The sequence below is a fragment of the Stenotrophomonas sp. STEN021 genome, from assembly GCF_056760175.1.
In genome coordinates, this window is the sequence record NZ_JBRREH010000015.1 from 15,262 (window position 1) to 32,534 (window position 17,273).

General features: G+C 61.8%; 11 protein-coding genes. 9 read left to right on the forward strand and 2 right to left on the reverse strand.

Going from position 1 to position 17,273, the window contains the following annotated elements:
• The first annotated feature begins 394 nt into the window (after positions 1-394).
• The 5 genes from ACVOL0_RS04880 to ACVOL0_RS04900 all read left to right on the forward strand — a co-directional run bounded on the left by ACVOL0_RS04880 (position 395) and on the right by ACVOL0_RS04900 (position 6,715).
• Entirely contained in the window at positions 395-2,914 is a 2,520-nt protein-coding gene (locus ACVOL0_RS04880) for a TonB-dependent receptor (RefSeq protein ID WP_481548156.1), read from the forward strand.
• A gap of 29 nt (positions 2,915-2,943) precedes the next feature.
• On the forward strand, positions 2,944-4,020 hold the full coding sequence (locus tag ACVOL0_RS04885) for an NHL repeat-containing protein (RefSeq protein WP_481548157.1): 1,077 nt from the start codon (positions 2,944-2,946) through the stop codon (positions 4,018-4,020).
• Positions 4,021-4,079: 59 nt separating this feature from the next.
• Positions 4,080-5,408, forward strand: a complete 1,329-nt coding sequence (locus ACVOL0_RS04890; RefSeq protein ID WP_481548158.1) for a purple acid phosphatase family protein — start codon at positions 4,080-4,082, stop codon at positions 5,406-5,408.
• Between the two features lie 4 nt (positions 5,409-5,412).
• A complete protein-coding gene (locus tag ACVOL0_RS04895) occupies positions 5,413-6,024 on the forward strand; it encodes an inorganic diphosphatase (protein WP_481548125.1) in 612 nt (203 codons plus the stop codon).
• A gap of 202 nt (positions 6,025-6,226) precedes the next feature.
• Positions 6,227-6,715: a hypothetical protein gene (locus tag ACVOL0_RS04900; RefSeq protein ID WP_481548126.1), complete on the forward strand. Its 489-nt coding sequence runs from the start codon at positions 6,227-6,229 to the stop codon at positions 6,713-6,715.
• 601 nt (positions 6,716-7,316) lie between these two features.
• On the opposite strand, the gene ACVOL0_RS04905 is transcribed toward ACVOL0_RS04900, so the two are convergent.
• Together ACVOL0_RS04905 and ACVOL0_RS04910 are read right to left on the reverse strand one after the other, a co-directional pair.
• Positions 7,317-7,538, reverse strand: a complete 222-nt coding sequence (locus ACVOL0_RS04905; protein ID WP_481548127.1) for a hypothetical protein — start codon at positions 7,536-7,538, stop codon at positions 7,317-7,319.
• Between the two features lie 1,236 nt (positions 7,539-8,774).
• Positions 8,775-9,797: a LysR family transcriptional regulator gene (locus tag ACVOL0_RS04910; RefSeq protein WP_481548128.1), complete on the reverse strand. Its 1,023-nt coding sequence runs from the start codon at positions 9,795-9,797 to the stop codon at positions 8,775-8,777.
• 513 nt (positions 9,798-10,310) lie between these two features.
• On the opposite strand from ACVOL0_RS04910, the gene ACVOL0_RS04915 reads away from it, so the two are divergent.
• From ACVOL0_RS04915 to ACVOL0_RS04930, 4 genes are all read left to right on the forward strand, one after another.
• The gene (locus ACVOL0_RS04915) at positions 10,311-11,504 is read left to right on the forward strand and encodes an efflux RND transporter periplasmic adaptor subunit (RefSeq protein WP_481548159.1); all 1,194 of its coding nucleotides are present in this window, start codon (positions 10,311-10,313) and stop codon (positions 11,502-11,504) included.
• Positions 11,505-11,610: 106 nt separating this feature from the next.
• Positions 11,611-14,781: an efflux RND transporter permease subunit gene (locus tag ACVOL0_RS04920; protein ID WP_481548129.1), complete on the forward strand. Its 3,171-nt coding sequence runs from the start codon at positions 11,611-11,613 to the stop codon at positions 14,779-14,781.
• A 130-nt stretch (positions 14,782-14,911) separates the two neighbouring features.
• A complete protein-coding gene (locus ACVOL0_RS04925) occupies positions 14,912-15,649 on the forward strand; it encodes an SDR family oxidoreductase (protein ID WP_481548130.1) in 738 nt (245 codons plus the stop codon).
• Positions 15,649-17,067, forward strand: coding sequence for an efflux transporter outer membrane subunit (locus ACVOL0_RS04930; protein ID WP_481548160.1), 1,419 nt, complete (start codon positions 15,649-15,651; stop codon positions 17,065-17,067). Before ACVOL0_RS04925 ends, ACVOL0_RS04930 begins: the two co-directional genes overlap by 1 nt.
• Positions 17,068-17,273 lie beyond the last annotated feature (206 nt).

Sequence of the window (17,273 nt, forward strand, 5' to 3'; positions counted from 1 at the left end):
GCAGCCGCCGCGCGCCTGCAGGCAACCGACAAATCGGGCCAAATGCGGCCGGCTTGCCGTTCTGGCTGAGCGGTGGGCAACGCTCGGGACTTGCAGCCGGCCACGACACAGGGAGGCGAGGTGTCGCAGGGAACTGCCTGCAGCGGTGGATGTCGTGTTGCTTCAGCGCAGGCGGGGTGCAATGGAATTCCCGGCGGGGAGAGATTCGCACTGAAGAAGCGGGTTGATCAATTCCTTGCGCTTGCGCGATGACAGGCTGAAACATTCCCGCTTTGCCATTGTAACTGTCACGTAACTGAACGGACATACCGTGCACACCCATCCTTTACACAGATTGGGGGCGGTAGTGCGCAAGAGCGTCTTGGTGGTGGCGGTGACGACCGCGGTGGCCTGCATGGCTGCTGCGCCTGCATATGCACAACAGGCAACGGCCGATGGCGCGACCACGTTTGCCAGTGGTGCCGCGGCCGCTATCGATCTGGAGCGCATTGAGGTACGCGCGCAGCGCGAAGCGCAGATACGCGCCGTTGAACTCAAGCGCGACGCCAATGGCGTGCAGGACGCGGTTGCCTCCGACTCGATGGGTGACTACCCGGACATGAATGTCGCCGAGTCGCTGCAGCGGCTACCGGGCGTGAGCGTTACCCGTGATCAGGGCGAGGGGCGCTTCGTGGTGATCCGTGGCCTGGATGCGGCGTTGAATAGCGTCAGCATCGACGGCATTGCCATCGGCACGCCGGAGGATTCCTCACGGGCGGCGCCGTTGGACGTGATTCCGTCCGAGTCCACCGAGCGTCTGCGGGTGATCAAGTCGGCCACGCCGGATATGCCGGGTGATGCAATTGGTGGCGCGGTGGTGGTGGAATCGGCATCGGCCTTCGATCGCGATGGCCGCTCTTTGAAGGGCAAGCTGGAAGCCAGTCATCAGGAACTGTCGGGCAAAACCAGCCCGAAGGCTGCATTCAACTACAGCGAAGTGTTTGCAGAAACCTTCGGTGTAGCGCTCGGCGTGAACTACCAGAAGCGCAGCTTCGAGTCCGACAATACCGAGGTCGAATACGACAAGTTCGATGGCGGCGCCAAGGATGATCTGGTTGCAGTCGAGGTGCAGCGCCGCAAATACACCATCGAACGCGAACGCACCGGTGCCAATCTGAACTTCGATTGGCGGCCGGATGACGATAATCGCTATTACCTGCGCACCCTGTACAGCCAGTTCGACGATGCCGAAACGCGTCAGCGCACGATCTTCGGTTTTGGCGATGCGGACTCGATCACCGCGCTGGGCGGCGGTCGCTACCAGGTGGACGATCTGCCGGCGGATGCCATCAGCAAGCGCATGCGATACCGCACCAAGGAGGAGAACACCTTGGCCGTCAGCTTCGGCGGTGAGAACCGGCTGAGCGGCGCTGTGCTGGATTACAAGCTTGGCTACACCAAGACCCGCGAGCGCGTGAATGACGAGATGGAGGCGCGCTTCGACTACGACGGTGCCGACATGTCGGCCACCCTCGACCAGACCAGTGGCATACCGGGCATCAGCCTGAGTGACAGCGGCTGGATGGAGAACGGCAACTATGTGTTCGATCGCGTGGTGCTATCGCCCAAGCAGATCGACGACAGCGAACGCAGTGCGCAGCTCAACATCCGCTTCGATGGTGACAAGGCCAGTTACAAGTTCGGTGTGCTGGGTCGTTGGCGCGAGCGCGATGTCAATGTGGATGAGGTGGAGCTGCGTACGGGCCCGGCGGTCGATCTGTCCAGCTGGAACGGCAAGACCCTGGATTATCGCGGTGGCAGCCTCGGTCAAGGCATGAGCTCGGCGGCGATGCGCGCGTGGTGGGCGGCCAACGGCAACAAGTACAGCGCCAAGTCCGGTGACGTTGCCGGCAACAAGATGACCTCGCTGGAAGAGGACTATGTTGCCAATGAAGACATTTTTTCGGCCTATGCAATGGGCACCTGGGATATCGGCGCACTGCGCGTGATCGGTGGTGTGCGCGTGGAGAACACCCAGTTCAATGCGACCGGCAATGACGTGGATATCGCCAGCGATGGCAAGACCGTCGTTGTAACGCCGCGTATCGCCAACAACAGCTATACCAGCGTGCTGCCAGGTCTGCACCTGCGCTACGACACCAATAGTGACTGGGTGCTGCGCGGCTCGCTCAACAAGACCGTCGCACGTCCGTCGTTTGGTGACGTCTCGCCGCGTTTGGCCGTAAACCGCGACGACAAGGAAGCGCGCATCGGCAATCCGAATCTTGACCCGTATGAATCCACCAATCTGGATTTGTCCTTCGAGCGCTATCTTGGCGACAGCGGCATCATCTCGCTGGGCCTGTTCCACAAGTCCATCGATGGTTACATCGTGCAGGTCGAGAGCAAGACCGACCTGGAGTATCCGGGCTTTGACGTGACCCGATCCATCAATGGCGACAAGGCCAAGGTGTTCGGCGCAGAGTTCAACTGGCAGCAGCAACTGAGCTTTCTGCCGGGTGCATGGTCTGGCTTGCTGGTCGGTGCCAGCGGCACCTGGCTGGATACCGATTTTGACCCGGGTATCGCCGACCGCCAGGACGAGGACTTCAATCTGCCGCGTGCGTCAAAGAACATTTACAGCGCGCATATCGGTTATGAGTGGGGTGGACTCAGTACGCGCCTGGCCGGCGTCTATCGCAGCGAATACCTGGACACCATCGGTGACAGCCGTGCCTTCGACATCTATGTCGCGCCACATACCCAGCTGGATTTCAGTTTTGACTACAAGGTAAGCAAGAACGTGAGTCTGTATCTTGAAGCCTCCAATCTGCTGGATGAGCCGCTGGAGCTGTATCAGGGCGTTTCCTCACGCACCCTGCAGAACGAGGAATACGGCCGCACCTACGCGATCGGCGTGAAGGTGGCACTGTGAGGGCTGCGCTTGTTGCGACCGCCGTTGCCCTGGTGTTGAGCGCCTGCCAGCCGACACCCAAATCCGCCACGCCGCCGACCGCCGCCGATGTTGCTGAAGGTGCGACCGCCGCGCCGTCCACACTGGTTGCCGAAGCGTTCCTGACGCCGATGACGCCGGCTGACAACATCGACTCGCCGGCCAGCTGGCGCGGCGCCGATGGCCGGTTGTGGCTGATCGCCACCGCCAAGGCCACCGACAAGCTGGTGGTTTATGACGGCCAGACCGGCAAGCACCTGCGCGACATCGGCACAACCGGCACCGGCCTTGGTCAGTTCGATCGCCCCAATGGCATCGCGGTGCAGGATGACCTGGTCTTCATCGTCGAGCGCGACAATCACCGTGTGCAGGTGCTGCAGCTGCCGGACTTCAAGCCGCTGGGCGTGTTCGCCGGCAACGACCTGCGCAAGCCCTATGGCCTGTGGGTGAATCCGGTGCAGGGCGGTTATGACCTGTACGTCACTGACTCCTACGACGATGGCGAGGATGCCGCGGGCAATGACATCCTGCCGGCGCTGGAGCGTCTGGACGAGCGCGTGCGTCGCTACCACGTCACCGTCAATGGCGATGAGGTGCAGGCCAAGCTGGTGCGCAGCATCGGCGACACATCGCCGAAGGGTGCCTTGCGCGTGGTCGAGTCGATCTGGGGAGATCCCGCCAACGACCGTCTGCTGATCGCCGAAGAAGACGAAACCTATGCCAGTGAGTTCAAGGTCTACAACCTGGCGGGCGACTTCAGCGGCGAGACCTTTGGTCGCGGCCTGTTCAAGGCCCAGGCCGAAGGTGTGATGCTGCGGACCTGCGGTGATGGTGGCTGGTGGATCACCACCGAGCAGGGCAAGCAGCGCAGCACCTTCCATCTGTTTGATCGCAAGACGCTGGCGCCGGTGGGCTCGTTCCACGGCAATACGGTGGCCAATACCGACGGCATCTGGAACAGCCAGCAGGTGTCGGCGCGCTTCCCGCAGGGCGCGTTGTACGCGGTGCATGACGATCAAGGTGTGGTGGCCTTCGATTGGCGTGATATCGCCAAGGCGTTGTCGCTGCCGCAGGACTGTGGCCAGTGACGGCGCAGGGGCGTTCCCGCCAGCGGTTGCCGCTGCTGGCTTTGATCAGCGCAGCGCTGATGGGCGCAGCTGGAGCGGTGGGGGCCGCTCCAGCTGCGGAGCCCAACACGCAGGTGCCGGCGGGGAGCCGGCAATACGCGGCCAGTGGCTTCCCTGACCGCATCGTTGCTTCGCCAGCGCAGGATGCCAGCAGCGGTTTCGCAGTGGCTTGGCGCACTGCGCCGCTGGCACAGCCAGCGTTGCTGGAAATCACCGTGGCTGGCGATTCGCCGGACATGGGCCAGGTGCGACAGCTCAGTGCGAGCAGCCAACTGCTGCAGACCGAGAACGGCAGCGGCCAACATCATCGTGTGCTGATCGATGGTCTGCAGGCCGACACGCTGTATGCCTACAGGGTGCAGGGGCAGGGCAGCTGGAGTGCATGGCAGCACTTCCGTACCGCCGCTGCCGCTGGCCAACCGCTGACCGTTCTGTACTTCGGCGATACCCAGAACAAGAACCTCAGCCATGTCAGCCGGGTGATACGGCAGGGCTGGCAGACCGCACCGGATGCGCGGCTCACGCTGTTTGCTGGCGATCTGGTCAGTGGTGGCGATGGCGAGGACGACAACGAATGGGGCGAGTGGTTTGCCGCCGGTGGCTGGCTGCTACCGGGCATGGCGGTCGCGCCGGCCGCTGGCAACCACGAGTATTTTGAAGAGTTCGAGGACACACCGCAGGAAAGGCGTGTGCTGGGCAAGCATTGGCCGGTGACCTTCGCGCTGCCGGGCAACGGAGCAGCGGCTGCTGCCGCTACGACCTACTGGTTCGACTACCAGGGCCTGCGCGTGGTGGTGCTGGATGGAACTTCGGCGCTGGATCTGGGTACTGCCAAAGCGCAGGCCAGCTGGTTGGAGGGCGTTCTGAACAGCAGTCGTCAGCCCTGGAACATTGTGGTCGTGCACCAGCCTCTGTATCCCTTGCGCGCCGAGCGTGACAGCTCGGTGCTGGCCAGTGAGATCCGTCCGGTACTGCAGCGGCACAAGGTCGATCTGGTGCTGCAGGGCCACGATCACACCTATGGTCGGCGTGCCGATGCAGGCGCAACTTTGCCGCAGTACATCTCGTCCGTCGCCGGTCCCAAGCAGTACCGCTTGTCAGCGGAAGCGCGCGCTACCATGAAGCCTACCGCCGAGGACACACAGCTGTTCCAGGTGTTGCGACTGGATGACAAGGGGCTGCACTACGAGGCACGCACGGCAACCGGCCGCCTGTACGACGCTTTCCGGATCAGCCGCAGTGCCGATGGCGGCAAGCAGTTCAGCGAGATCACCGAAGGACGCATCCCGCAGCGTGATTGTCTGCGTGCGGTGTCGCCCAAGGGCCGCGACGACCGGTGCTGGGAGTAGGTGGATGAAGGTGATGCAGGCAGTTCTCTGTGGCGTGGTGCTAGCCGTCGCGTCACCGGTGCTGGTGGCTGGTCAGCTGCTGCATCCCTTCGCCCTGCCGCAGCCCGAGAATGCGCCGGAGGAAGTGCTGCTGGCGGTGGAGATTCCCGCTGGCGGCGCGATCAAGTACGAACTCGGTGAGCATGGCGAGCTGCGGGTGGATCGCTTCCTGTCGATGCCGGTCGCCTATCCGGCCAACTACGGCTCGATGCCGCAGACCTTGGCCGGTGATGGTGATCCGCTGGATGCGCTGGTGTTGACCCGCTTCCCGATCCAGCCAGGCGCCGTCGTCCGCTTTCGCCCGCTGGGCGTGTTGCGCATGGTCGACAAGGGCAAGGCCGACGAGAAGATCGTTGGCGTGCCGGTGGATGCGGTCGACCCGACCTATGCGAAGGTACGTGCGCTGGAGGATCTGCCGGTCATGGACGTAGAACGCATCGAGGCCTTCTTCCGCACCTACAAGCAGCTGCCAACTGGCGCCGACATCCAGCTCGACGGCTGGGGCGATGCGGGCGAGGCCCGGCAGGTGATACGCCAGGCACTGCTGGAATATCAGCAGGTCGGGCCGACGCGCTGAGTATCCCGCCGGTTTCACGGCTCTGGATGCGGCTTCCTCCTATAATGAACACGGATTTGTCCGAATGTGCTGCCGTGCTGGTGCCGGTAAGGCCTTGGGCCGCGATGGCAGCAGGCAGCAATGACGGCTCGGCCAAGGGTGTTGGCCGAGCGATCACGGCGGACTGTCGGTAACGGCAGGTGCCCAATCAAGGAGGGTGGTCATGCGCATCATTGGAAAGGCGTGGAACAAATTGGCTGTAGCAGCCATGTTGCTTGCAGTAGCTGCGAGTGCGACGGCGGCCCCGCCGTTGGAAGAAGAGATCGTCAACCCCAGCGAAGTTCTGTTCGAGGGTGGCAAGGCCTATGCCGATGCTGGCGGTGGCCAGATGGAGCAGTTGCACAGCCGTAAGCAGGGTGGCGAGACCATTTATTACCGTCTGGTCCGCTACGACAACGAGAACGGTTACGTCGACAATGACGGCGCACAGGCGCTGGCGCAGACCTTCCGTACCGAATCGAGCATCGGCCAGACGCCTTACCGTTACTACGGTTCCGGTCATTTCTCGCGTCCGGATTTCTACAACAGTCCCCACAACCGCGATGCCCGCCAGCGCTACTCCGGGCCGGGTTACTTCGGCAGTTGCAGCCGCTATGACGGCTGCAAGGAAGTGCAGGTCGTGCCGCTGTGGCCGTATTACCGCAGCTACTGACGAAGCACTTATCCATTGCCCGGGAGCTGTGCACGCATCGTTTGGATGAGCTGCCGGGCTTTGTGATTCTGTCTGCGTTGCGCTTGCCGATGCCCGGGTAGTTCCACCCTTGGCAGTTTGTTCGGGGCGCGTTCGAAGCCCGTGACTTGCCGGTATGACGGGCCTTTGGCGATGCTGAGCGATGGTGCGGACGTCGGAAGGTGTGCTAACTGCTTGATGCACTGTTTCAAGCATTTCCGTTCGTATCTGATGCGCTGAGTAGAGCCTTGGTGGCGACCGCATTGTCGGTGAAATGATCTTGAGCGATCCCAGCGGTGCTCCATAACGGCTGCTGCGAGTGCGAGCCGGAAGTCGATCAGAACAATGCGGGAAATCAGCGGTGATTCTGAGGTGATACGAACGCTGTTTGGGTTGTCGAACTTGCGGGATGTGCGGCTGCTGCCACACGCCGTGAAACTTCGTTGTCGGGCGATGGCTTCTATTCTGCGAAACTGTGCTGGTGTTGGGCCATTTCCTTCTGGCGGCATATTGTCCCGGGCCAGCTGCCGAACGTATACGGTTATGCGCTGGTTGTTGAGGGCTTTATTGGTTGTTCTGTGTGTCAGATGTATTTTGAAGCGATGGCGATTATGGCCAAGGCTGCTCCCAAGCTGGACGCTGCTTTCTTTCCATTCAAGATGCCGAATGCCATCAGCAGGATTCCGATCAAGGCCGCAAGGTTGTAGGGCCGCTGGCCATAAAATATGAAATCGATCGCGTTTGCGATAGCGAAAACCGCCAATACCAGTAGCGGTATAGTGTTTGTGCGGGTAGTTGTAGTCATGAGCTTATCGTTGATCCAATATTGGTGGCGAGTATGTCTCGCGCATTGGTCTGTGTTTGCTGCCATTTCGTTGCCGGTCGCAGTTGCTGCCTGGCCTGGGGCGTAGCCCGGATATCCATGGGCGGATTGCCCGGGTTCTAGCCAAGCATAAGCGGGAGGTCATGTATTTTCACATCAGCAACTGCCTGAGTTCACGCAGGCTGTTTTATTGCATGCGCACTTTGTGGCTGTCAACGGTTCGGTTGAGCGTTGCTCAAAATCCCTGCTCCGGCATGGATGCTGTACCCAGTTAAAAATTAACTGTCAATTTTGACAGGGGTGATAATGTGGAACTGGCCATGGTTGACGGCGTTGCTGTTTATAACCTGCGCGAAAATTTCGCTGAAAATCACACCGATGCAGCTTCTTGCAAGGGGGATTGCTCGCTTGAGCGAGCGCGGGTGTCGCACGGATCTTCGGTTTTTGGAAGGCGTAGCCAAGGCGGGGCGGGTCATCGTGTTCGATGTTCAATCAAGCGATGAGTGGCCAAATTGGGCGGTTGCTACGTAGGCTTGGTGGGCAAAAATAATGGAATGTGTACCCATCGATCAGCAGCAAAAGGATGCCTGGATTTGCGGTGCATCTCGAAAAACGACAATTCCATGTGGGTGGTCGCGCTAGACGTCGACTTGTTCCAGCAGCCGATTGGCTCGCATGGCTGGCAGCCTCGGATCAACTTCGATCGATAATGCCGCTGGACTGAAATCGTCACTCACGATGGATGGGCGGAAGCGCCGCTTATCCCGAAGCGCTTCTCGTGGTGCATCAATCGAACAGCCTTCGTAGGGTTGATCGCCGAGCAGTAATGGCTTTAGTGTCGATTGGATTGCAGTTTCATTCCCGCGTTGCTGCTTGAGCGACATCGAGCGATGTACCCGCCAGTACGCTTCGGCTGCACATCAAATCGTGGCTTCGACTTATATGAAATGCCTTGCCCGAGCTGCGCTCAGAACGTCGCTCGGACTGCTTCGCCAGCACAGTATCAAAATGATGGCTCAGTCATTCCTCTCATTTCCCGCGCTGACGAAAAAGCAAGGGCCGTATTTTGGGTAATCGATCCCGTTGATGGGTGATGAGAGCGTCAACCATCTTCCGCCTGGTTTTCGGTCCCTGTCGGCATCTGATCCAGCTGTCAGCTGGTTGCGTGTGTCTCGCATTGCGCTGGCTTGCGTTACAGCCTGATGCTTGGGACTGCTATCAGGCGCTGAGTGCTTCCACCACGCGCAGCTTGGGGTGACCCTTTGAACGCTGCTGATACTCCTGCTCGATATCGGCCAGGCGCTTGGCATTCGGGCACTGCAACATCATGTAGTTGGCGTCGAAGTTGAGCTTGGCGACCAGGAAATCAATGAATGCGCGGACCTTGGGTGAGACCAGGCGGCCGCCGGCAAATACCGCATTGAAGTCGTAATCCGGTCCGGTCCAGCCGGGCAGGATCTGCCGCACCATGCCAGATTCGACAAAGGGCTTGGCCATCACGTCGCTGCTCAACATCAGGCCCTCGCCGGCCACCAGGGCGGCATTCAGGGCTGACGGGTCATTTGCCACCAGCAGTGGGTTGACCGGAAATTCGCGCATCTCTCCGCCATTCTCGGCCAGCGTCCAGGTAAAACGCTGGGTTTGCCCTTGATGTGTCTTGCGGATCGCCAACGTGCGGTGGAACTGCAGCTCATCGGGGTGTTGGGGCTCGCCGTGCACGGCGATATAGGCCGGGCTGGCAAATACCTGGGTGCGCAGACTGCCCAGCTTGCGGGCGATCAGGTTGGAGTCGGGCAGTGCGCCGACGCGCAGCGCCAGATCCACTTCACCGGAGATCAGGTCCAGGGTTTCGTTGCCCAGATGCATATCCACCCGGATCTCCGGGTATTCACTCTGAAACTGGCCCAGCAGCGGTGCAATCCAGCAGGTGCCGATGGAGTACGGCACGGTAAAGCGCAGCCAGCCGCGCGGGCCGGACTGCAGCTGGCTGACCGCGCTCTCGGCCTGGTCCAGTTCGCGGGCGATGCGCTGGCAGTGCTCGTAGTAGACCGTACCGGCTTCAGTCAGTCCGAGCCGACGCGTGGTCCGGTGCAGCAAACGCGCGCCCAGGCGGGTTTCCAACTCCTGCACCTTGCGGCTGACCGTGGTCTTGGGTTGGCCGAGCAGTCGCGCAGCGGCAGTGAAACTGCCCTGTTCAACCACTTTGACGAAGATCAGGGTGTCGTTGAGATCGTTGGCCATGGGTAGGACTCTTGCGGCAACGGAATTGTGCCGGCGACGGGATGATTATTCCCTTCAATCCGTACTAATCAAGTCTGGATTAGGGGTATATCTTGTACGCCTGTACTCAATCCGGACATGTCGTCATGCGTATGCGCTCCCCCATGGCCCTGCCAGCGCCGCGCCGCGAGCCCAGTTACCGCAATGCTTTGCCGTCCAGGCTGGCTGGCAATCGATTGAATCCATTGCAGTTTGAGGCGTTGCTTGAGCACTCGTCCGTGCGTTGCCCGACACCTGCGTGGCGTAAGAGCGCGGCCGAATTGTGGCGGCTTCTGGGTGGAGTTGTCCCATTGGTGGGCCAAAAATTTCCGCGAGCGGGACAGTGATCCTGCCGCAGACAGTCCTGTTTACGCCGGCCAAGGCCCCGTTGCGCAGCAAATCGCGCTGCGAGCCGCGGCGCTGGCGATGTTGAGCTCCGCTTTGTAGTCCTGAAATCCCCTGATCACCTCCCCCTTGGAGCACGAAATGAAAGGTATCTCCCCATCACCCACGCTGCGCCGCGTTGCCTTGGCAGGCATGTCGGCGCTGAGTCTGGCTGTCCTGGTTGCCTGCAGCGGTGGCCACGCTGAAAACGCGGCTCCGCCAGCTCCCGAAGTAAGTGTCGCGCCGGTGCTGATCAAGCAGGTTGCACAGTGGGACGAGTTCAGTGGCCGTATCGAGGCGGTGCAGAGCGTTGAGCTGCGCCCGCGTGTGTCCGGTTACATCGACAAGGTCAACTATGTCGAAGGCGAAGAGGTGAAGAAGGGTGATGTGCTGTTCACCATCGACGCGCGCAGCTACCAGGCCGAGTTCAACCGGGCGCAGGCTGAATTGAACCGTGCACGCACCCAGGCGGGCTTGGCACGCAGCGAATCCGAGCGTGCGCGTCGCTTGGCCGAGCAACAGGCCATTGCTGCGGAAACCGCGGAGCAACGCCGCGCCAGCGCTGATCAGGCCGGCGCGCAGGTGCAGGCCGCGCAGGCGGCCCTGGATGCAGCGCGGCTCAACCTGGAGTTCACCAAGGTGCGTGCGCCGATTGATGGCCGCGCCGGGCGCGCAATGGTCACCGCGGGCAATCTTGTTACCGCAGGTGATGCAGCCAGTGTGCTGACCACCCTGGTATCGCTGGATACGGTGCATGTGTACTTTGACGCCGACGAGTCTACCTACCTGCGCTATGCGCAGATGGCACGTAATGGTGAACGTCCGAGTGAGCGCGATCAGGCCTTGCCGGTGAAGGTTGGGCTGAGCGGTGAGCAGGGCTATCCGCACGAGGGAAAAGTCGATTTCCTTGACAACCAGATCACCCGCAGCACCGGCACCATCCGCGTGCGTGCGCTGCTGGACAACGCCAGTCGTCAGTTCACTCCTGGCCTGTTCGCTCGCGTGCAGCTGCTGGGCAGCGGCCAGTTCCAGGCGGTACTTGTGGACGACAAGGCGGTGCTCACGGATCAGGACCGCAAGTATGTCTTCGTGCTGGACAAGGACAACAAGGCGCAGCGTCGTGATGTGCAGCTTGGTCGCAATGCCGAGGGCCTGCGCATCGTTGAACAGGGTCTGGCTGCTGGCGACAAGGTGATCGTCGACGGCGTGCAGAAGGTGTTCATGCCCGGCATGCCGGTACAGGCCAAGCCGGTTGCGATGCAGCGTGTTGCTGCAGCAACCCAGGCCGTGAGCAGCATCAACTAAGCCGCTATTACCTTCGCCGGCGCGGCTGCCGGCCGTTTTTGCCTGCTGCGGTCGGGAGCGGGCAGGGCGGCTGCGGCCTGGCGCCAGCTTTTTCCAAGGATTTCCCATGGATTTTTCCAGGTTTTTCATCGACAGGCCGATCTTCGCGGCTGTGTTGTCGATCGTGATTTTCGCCGCTGGCCTGGTCAGCATTCCCTTCCTTCCCATCGGTGAGTACCCGGAAGTGGTGCCGCCGTCGGTGGTAGTGCGCACCGTGTATCCCGGTGCCAATCCCAAGGTGATCGCCGAGACGGTGGCGACGCCCTTGGAAGAGGCGATCAACGGCGTTGAGGGCATGATGTACCTCAAGTCGGTGGCCGGCTCCGATGGCGTGCTGCAGATGACCGTCACCTTCCGCCCGGGCACCGATCCGGACGAAGCGGCGGTGAAGGTGCAGAACCGCGTCGCGCAGGCGCAGGCGCGCTTGCCTGAAGATGTGCGCCGGCAGGGCGTAACCACCCAGAAGCAGTCGCCGACCTTCCTGATGGTCGTGCACCTCACTTCGCCCAAGGGCAGCTACGACACCTTGTACCTGCGCAATTACGCCCGCCTGCACGTCAAGGATGGACTGGCGCGTATTCCCGGCGTCGGCGATGCGCAGATCTTCGGTGGTGGTGACTACGCCATGCGTGCCTGGCTGGACCCGGACAAGGTTGCCTCGCGCGGGCTGACCGCCAGCGACGTGGTGCGTGCGATGCGCGAGCAGAACGTGCAGGTATCTGCCGGCCAGCTTGGTGCCGAGCCGATGCCGAATAGCCAGTTCCTGACCTTGATCAATGCACAGGGCCGCCTGCGCAGCGAGCAGGAGTTCGGTGACATCGTGCTCAAGAGTGGTACCGATGGCGAAGTCGTGCGCTTGTCCGATGTCGCTCGCATCGAGCTGGGCGCGGGCGACTACACCTTGCGCTCGCAGCTGGATGGCAAGAACGCGGTTGGCATTGGCATCTTCCAGGCCCCGGGCGCCAATGCACTGGAGATCCGTGATTCCGTCATCGGCACCATGGACGAGCTGCAGAAGAGCTTCCCGGCCGACGTGAAGTACGAGGCGGTGTATGACACCACTATCTTCGTGCGTGACTCGATCAAGGCCGTGGTGACCACGTTGCTGGAGGCCATCGCGCTGGTGGTGCTGGTGGTGATCCTGTTCCTGCAGACCTGGCGTGCGTCGATCATTCCGCTGATCGCAGTGCCGGTGTCGGTGGTCGGTACGTTTGCCGCGTTGTACCTGTTGGGCTTCTCGATCAATACGCTGAGCCTGTTCGGCCTGGTGCTGGCGATCGGCATCGTGGTCGATGACGCGATCGTGGTGGTGGAGAACGTCGAGCGCAATATCGAGGAAGGCTTGTCACCGACGGCTGCTGCGCACCAGGCGATGAAGGAAGTATCCGGCCCGATCGTCGCGATTGCGTTGGTGCTGTGTGCGGTATTCGTGCCGATGGCCTTCCTGTCCGGTGTTACTGGCCAGTTCTACAAGCAGTTCGCGGTGACGATTGCCATTTCCACGGTGATCTCGGCGATCAACTCGCTGACCCTGTCGCCGGCCTTGGCCGCGCGTTTGCTCAAGCCGCATGGCGCGGCCAAGGATGCGCCGAGCCGACTGATCGACAAGCTGTTCGGCTGGGTATTCCGTCCGTTCAATCGCTTCTTCAAGACCAGTTCCGAAAAGTATGAGCGCGGCGTGTCGCGCATCCTCGGTCGTCGCGGCGCGGTGTTCGTGGTCTACGCGGTGTTGTTGGTTGGTACTGGCGTGATCTTCAAACTTGTGCCGCCAGGCTTCATTCCGACCCAGGACAAGCTGTACCTGATCGCCGGTGTGAAGCTGCCGGAGGGCTCGTCGATTGCCCGTACCGATGAAATGCTGCGCAAGGTAGCCAAGATTGCCCAGGAGACCGATGGCGTTGCCCACACCATCTCGTTCCCCGGCTTGAATGCGCTGCAGTTCACCAATACGCCAAACACCGGCGTGGCGTTCATTCCGCTCAAGCCGTTCAATGAGCGCAAGGGCCGTACCGCTGCGCAGATCAATGCCGAGATCAACCAGAAGATCGCCGGGCTGCAGGAAGGGTTTGCCTTCGCGATGATGCCGCCGCCGATCCTCGGGCTGGGCAACGGCAACGGCTACCAGATGTTCATCGAAGACCGTGGCAATCTTGGCTATGGCGCCTTGCAGAACGCTGTGCAGAGCATGCAGGGCGCGGTCGTACAGACGCCGGGTATGGCTTATCCGATCACCAGCTATCAGGCCAACGTGCCGCAGCTGGATGCGGAGGTCGACCGTGTGAAGGCCAAGGCACAAGGTGTGCAGCTGACCGAGTTGTTCGACACGCTGCAGACCTACCTGGGTTCGGCCTACGTCAACGACTTCAACCAGTTCGGCCGTACCTGGCAGGTGATCGCGCAGGCTGATGGTCAGTTCCGCGACAGCGTGGAAGATATCGGCAAACTGCGTACCCGCAATGATCGCGGCGAGATGGTGCCGATTGGCTCGATGGTGACCATCAAGGAAACCTATGGCCCGGATCCGGTGCTGCGCTTCAACGGTTATCCGGCGGCTGATCTGGCCGGTGAAGCCGATCCGCGCATGCTGTCCTCGGCCGAGGCGATGAACAAGCTGACCGAGATTGCCGGGCAGGTGCTGCCGGCCGGCATGGTCACAGAATGGACTGACCTGAGCTACCAGCAGGCCACCCAGGGCAAGGCTGCCTTCATCGTGTTCCCGGTGGCGATCCTGCTGGCCTTCCTGGTGCTGGCCGCGCTGTACGAGAGCTGGTCGCTGCCGCTGGCGGTGATCCTGATCGTACCGATGACCTTGCTGTCGGCTTTGTTCGGGGTGTGGCTCACCGGCGGTGACAACAACGTCTTCGTACAGGTCGGCCTGGTGGTGTTGATGGGCCTGGCGTGCAAGAACGCGATCCTGATCGTCGAGTTCGCCCGTGAGTTGGAGATGGGTGGCAAGGGTATCGTCGAGGCGGCATTGGAAGCCTGCCGTCTGCGTCTGCGCCCGATCGTGATGACCTCGATCGCCTTCATCGCCGGCACGGTGCCGTTGGTGCTGTCGCATGGCGCAGGTGCCGAGGTCCGCTCGGTGACGGGCATTACCGTGTTTGCCGGCATGCTGGGTGTGACTTTGTTCGGCCTGTTCCTGACCCCGGTGTTCTACGTGGCGCTGCGCAAGTTCGTGTCACGTAACGGTGGCGGCAAGCTGGTACAGCATGGTGAGCCGACCATCCACCATTGATGGCAGGTGTAACTCCGTTGCGGGAGGCTGCAGATGTGTTGCCTCCCGCAGGTCCTTGTCGCCTTCACTGGCAGGGACGGTTTGAAATGTTATCGGGCTTGTATCAATTCATTCCCCCAAGGAAAAGCAGATGAATACCCAGAACACCAAAGTTGCCCTGGTTACCGGCGCCACTCGCGGCATCGGTCTTGAGACCGTACGCCAGCTCGCAGCCGCGGGCGTGCATACGCTGCTGGCCGGGCGCAACTACGACACTGCCGCCGCAAAGGCGCAGGAGCTGCAGGCAGAAGGCCTGCCGGTGGAAGCCATCCAGCTCGACGTCAATGACACCGACAGTATCGCGGTAGCGGTTGAGCGCGTGACGCAACAGCACGGCAAGCTCGATATCCTGGTCAACAACGCCGGCGTGTTGGTTGATGACCTGCAGGCCGGTGCCAGCGGCCAGTCGCTGGAAACCTGGCGCGGCACCTTCAACACCAATCTGTTCGCCGTGGTTGAGGTGACCGTGGCCTTCCTTCCGCTGCTGCGCGCTGCGCCAGCCGGACGCATCGTCAATGTGTCCAGCATCCTCGGCTCGTTGACCCTGCATGCGCAGCCGGGCTCTTCGATCTATGGTTTCATCGTGCCGGCCTACAACGCTTCCAAGAGCGCGCTGAACGCGTGGACGGTGCAGTTGGCGCATGAGTTGCGCGAAGGCTCGATCAAGGTCAACGCGGTGCATCCGGGCTACGTCAAGACCGACATGAACGGTGGCGAAGGTGAGATCGACGTCGCCGAAGGCGCGCGCTCCAGCGTGGGCATGGCCTTGATTGCTGACGACGGCCCGACCGGCAGCTTCAGCTACCTTGGCGAGGTGCTGCCGTGGTGATGCGCCTGTTGGTGACCGCAATGGCCAGTGCCTTGCTGGCTGGTTGCATGACGGTGGGGCCCGACTACAAGGTAGCCCCAGTGGAGCAGGTCAGCCTGCAAGGCGCAGCAGATGCGGCGTTCTCTACCGCACAACCAGTAGCAAATTGGTGGGCACAGTTTGATGATCCGGTTCTGGGTCAGCTGGTGCACGATGCGCTGGGCGACAACCTGGATCTGCAGATCGCCATGGCCCGCGTACGCGCTGCACGTGCGGTGTTCACCGAACAGCGCCTGGATCAGCTGCCGCATATCACTGCAGGTGGCAGCCAGGACAGGCGCACGCAGCCGGATGCCTCGTTGGGTGGTGAACGTGTTTTCAGCGAAACCTACCAGCTCGGCTTCGATGCCGGGTGGGAGCTGGATCTGTTCGGCAGGAAGCGTCGTGCAGCGGAAGCCGCGCGTGCTGACCTTGGCGCGGAGCGGGACAATCTGGCCGACGCGCAGGTAATGGTGGCAGCCGAAGTGGCGCGCAACTACTTCGAGCTGCGCGGATCACAGAAGCGGATTGCCGTTGCCCGCGACACGCTGCTCAATCTGCGTGAGACCCAGCGGCTGACCGAAACCCGGCTGGAGCTGGGTGCAGGCAGTGAGTTGGACGTGCAGAGCAGTCGCGCCCGTTTGAAGGCGATCGAGGCGGATATTCCGCTGTTGGAAGTTGCCGAGGTGCAGTCACGTCATCGTCTTGCCGTGTTGGTTGGGCAGCGTCCTGGCTCGCTGGACACACTGCTGCAGCCACGCGAGGTGCCGGCGTTCGCCAAGGCCTTGCCGCTGGGCGATACCAGCGACCTGCTGCGGCAGCGGGCCGACGTGCGCATGGCTGAGCGGCGCTTGGCCGCAGCCACGGCGCGTGTTGGCGTGGCAACGGCCGATCTGTTCCCGCGCATCAGCCTGAGTGGCTTCGTCGGCTTTCTCGGCGGTGATGCTTCGGGCCTGGTGAATGGCAACAACAAGGCCTGGTCGTTGACCCCATCAATCAGCTGGGCGGCATTCGACTTCGGCAGCGTGCGGGCACGCCTGCGTGCCAGCAAGGCGCAGGCCGATGGCGCGGCCGCCGAGTACGAGAAGGCAGTGCTGCTGGCCTTGGAAGACACCGAGAACGCGCTGACCCGATATGCCAAGCAGCAGGCGCGGTTGGGTATCGTCGCTGAGCAGGCACAGGCCGCACGCAAGGCCGAATCGCTTGCGCAGCTGCGTTACCGCGAGGGCTCGGAAGACTTCCTGGCCTTGCTGGATGCGCAGCGCAATCAGTTGGCTGCCGACGATGCGTTGGCGGCAGCGGAAGCTTCGGTGAATGTCAGTGTCGTTGCTGTCTACAAGGCGCTGGGCGGCTGGGGTGGACAGCCGGGCCCTGCGTTGGCGGTCACCAGCGTGCGTTGAGAAGGGCTACGCCCTTTCCCCTCTCCCCAACCCCTCTCCCGCAAGGGGAGAGGGGCTCAAACTATTGCGAGCACAAGCGATACGTGCGACTGCAGCGTCAGCCCCTCTCCCCTTGCGGGAGAGGGGTTGGGGAGAGGGGAGCTTCCAGCGCAACAAAAGGAAAGAGGCGGCCAATGGCCGCCTCTTTGCATTGCATCGCCCCTGAA